Raw genomic sequence first — 3,552 nt, 5'->3', positions numbered from 1 at the left:
ACAGGTGTTGATTAATGATTAGGCTTAATAAAAAAATAAGAGCAAAGTAAATTTGTAGTAGATGTCTTTTCATAGTATTCCAGTTTTGGTGCTGAAAATGGGATTCGGATATTTATAGTATTCATCATTGTTGGCATTAGTTGATGTAATTTATTATTCCTGCAAAAAGGAATAATACTATTTGCCTTATGGGAAGTACGAGGGTAGAATCTGTACCAGGGTTATTTATTAAAACAGTAAAATAATACCTGGTTTTTTAATGGTTAATTACAGCACTTATTACTTTGACAACGCAATAAGTTTGCTGTTAGTATGTAAAAGAATCACTTCTTTTAAATTTGTTTATAAATACCTGTAATTCAGTTTTTTTACTTAAAAATTCCATGAATTTTACTTGTCTTTTTTTAATGGATATAGTACAATTTATATCGTCTGTGGTACTTTTACAAGTAATTTAAGCAGGGTGTTATTTCGTTTTTTACGCTGTTTTACCTGAAGGTTTATAGATGAATACTAACGCCTGATATTTTTTCGTTTTAAATCAGTTGCTTTTTAATTTTTAAAAAAAGGGTTCAGTTTTTGTGTTATACTATTTCAGTTTTGTTAGAACATAAAAATCCAACTATGAAAAAAAAATTAATACTCATGAGTAAAACATGCTGCTTACTTTATTTTTTTATTTGTGCCCAGCACATAACTGCCCAAACATCATTTACAAAAAGAACAGTTGCATCCGGATTTAATTCGGCATGGGAAATAGTGTATGGCCCAAACGATTCGTTGTGGGTTACAGAAAATAAAGCATACACTATCAGCAGGGTAAGTATTGCCACTGGACAGAAAACAGCGTTAATAGATTTAAGAGCAACTGACCCGTCAATAAATTTTACATCAGGCAGCGGCACACAACCACAGGGCGGCTTAATGGGATTGGCTATACATCCTAATTTATTTTCAACAGACGAAGCGGTTAGAAATGCTGCACCATGGGTTTATGCTGCGTATGTATATAACAGAGGCGCTTGCCCCGGTACTAATACCAGTTGTGTTTTTACAACAAAAATTGTAAGGTTTGAATATGACGGTGATGCTTTGATAAACCCTGTTACAATAATAAATTCTATACCGGGCAGCAGCGATCATAATTCGGGTAGGCTGGTAATTAGCCCTGTTATTGAACCCGGGGCAGATGCTGACCATACACAATACAGGCTATACTACACCGTAGGCGATATGGGGGCAGGACAGTTTTTAAATACTACCCGTACAGAAAATGCACAAAATGTTAATGTAATGGAAGGCAAAGTATTAAGATTAAATACGCAAATAGATAATGACGGGGGTGCCGATAACTGGGTACCTAACGATAATCCGTTTTATAACTCATTAGCTATTACACCGCAGGATTATGTTTTTTCTTCAGGCCATCGTAATCCGCAGGGCCTTGCATGGGGTAATGTAAATGGCACAAACTTTTTGTACAGCAGCGAACAGATGGACAGAACCGATGATGAAATAAATATTATTGAATCCGGAAAGAATTATGGTTGGGATAAAGTATCTGGTTATTGCGATGATAACGTAAACGGTTACCGCATTGGCCAAAATAATAGCGTAGATGAAGATGCATTTTGTACAGCTAATATTGGGGTACACAAAGAACCCATCTTTACTTTATTTACAGCAACTGCTGCCGAGATGCCCGCTTTAATGGCTGAATCAAATAATAACCTTTGGCCAACAGTAGCCTGTTCCAGTATCGATTTTTATGGCCAAAATATTATTCCCGGATGGTCAGCTTCTTTATTAATTACGCCGCTCAAAAAAAATATGATTTACCGGGTTAAATTAAATGCTGCAGGTAATGGCATTACAGGGGATACCGTTTCGTATTTTAGAGGCGATGGTAACAGGATAAGAAGAATTATCACAAGCCCCGACGGTTTTAAATTTTATGTTGCACGGGATGTTGGGGCTTCTTCAAACGGTGGAAGTATTATGGAATATGCTTACACCGGGCCGCTGTTAGCCATAAATGATAACAGTGATAAACCAACTGTAGTAAAAAACCTGGTAAAAATTTATCCAAACCCAGTTTCAAATGTTTTAAATGTACAGGCTAAAAAAGAAATGCGTAAACCCTTACTGGGGCAGTTGTATGATATGAATGGCAAACTCGTGAACGCCACAACATCTTATAAAAATAATTTTTCAATAAACATATCTTCTTTATCAAAAGGTATTTATACTTTTAAATTGTATAATGCTTTTGATGTAGAAATGCAGATTGAGAAAATAATTAAATTTTAATTTCGATAATTAGTTTGAAAATAAAAAAGCCGCAATTTTCGTTGCGGCTTTTTTATTAAATCTTTCCTACCATATTTTCCGGTATAACCCATTCGTCAAACTCTTTTGGTGTTACATAGCCTAACTTAACCGCCATCTCTTTTAAAGTAGTATTTTCTTTATGCGCTTTTTGTGCAATTTCTGCAGCTTTGTAGTAACCAATTTTTGTATTAAGTGCAGTTACCAGCATTAAAGAATTGTCTAAATGTTTTTTGATATTTGCTTTTAGTGGTTCAATGCCCACAGCGCATTTATCGTTAAAACTTACACAGCCATCACCAATTAACCTGGCACTGTGTAAAAAATTATAGATCATCACAGGTTTAAAAACATTTAATTCAAAATGGCCGTTGCTGCCGCCAATGCCAATAGTAACATCATTGCCCATTACCTGTGCGGCAATCATGGTTAATGCTTCGCATTGTGTAGGATTTACTTTGCCCGGCATTATAGAAGAACCCGGTTCATTATCTGGAATATAAATTTCGCCAATACCACTTCTTGGTCCGCTGGATAACATGCGTACATCATTGGCAATTTTCATTAAACTAACAGCAACAGTTTTTAAAGCGCCATGTGCTTCTACAATGGCATCGTGTGCTGCCAGTGCTTCAAATTTATTTTCGGCAGTTTTAAAAGGAAGCTTAGTGAGTTTTGCAATATGCTTTGCAACATTAACATCATAATTTGGCGGTGTATTAATTCCTGTACCAACGGCAGTGCCACCCAATGCAAGCTCACTTAAATGCGGCAATGTATTCTTTATGGCTCTTAATCCATGATCTAGCTGCGATACATAGCCACTAAACTCCTGGCCTAATGTTAGTGGCGTAGCATCCATAAAATGGGTGCGGCCGATCTTTACAACTTTTTTAAAAGCTCTCGCTTTTTTATCTAAGATGTTTCTAAGTTTTGTAATACCCGGAATAGTAGTTTCTATTAAAATCTTATATGCAGCAATATGCATTGCTGTTGGAAAAGTATCATTACTGCTCTGGCTTTTATTTACATCATCGTTGGGATGTAGATATTTTTCTTTATCAGATAATTTACCACCGTTAAGTACATGGCCACGGTAAGCCACCACTTCATTTACGTTCATATTACTTTGGGTACCGCTGCCCGTTTGCCAAACTACCAAAGGGAAATAATCATTTAGTTTCCCTTCTAAAATTTCTTTACAAACCCTGCCAATTAAAGCAG

2 protein-coding genes are annotated in these 3,552 nt (G+C 35.9%); one reads left to right on the top strand and one right to left on the bottom strand.

What is annotated here, in order from left to right:
- The first annotated feature begins 624 nt into the window (after positions 1-624).
- Positions 625-2,310 carry a PQQ-dependent sugar dehydrogenase gene (locus ACY651_RS13855; RefSeq protein WP_462253739.1) on the top strand — a complete coding sequence of 562 codons (1,686 nt, stop codon included), beginning with the start codon at positions 625-627 and terminating at the stop codon, positions 2,308-2,310.
- A gap of 55 nt (positions 2,311-2,365) precedes the next feature.
- Here ACY651_RS13855 and fumC read toward each other — a convergent pair.
- On the bottom strand, positions 2,366-3,552 hold a 1,187-nt coding region (fumC, locus tag ACY651_RS13850), incomplete at its 5' end, for a class II fumarate hydratase (protein ID WP_462253737.1).

The sequence above is a fragment of the Ferruginibacter sp. genome (assembly GCF_031391665.1).
Taxonomy (GTDB): domain Bacteria; phylum Bacteroidota; class Bacteroidia; order Chitinophagales; family Chitinophagaceae; genus Ferruginibacter.
The sequence above is the reverse complement of the archived record's forward strand: the minus strand, read 5'-3'. Positions and strand labels throughout refer to the sequence as shown.

Bases quoted from the DNA above. Each gene is read 5' to 3' on its own strand.
- ACY651_RS13855 (WP_462253739.1), top strand. From the start codon at position 625: ATGAAAAAAAAATTAATACTCATGAGTAAAACATGCTGCTTACTTTAT.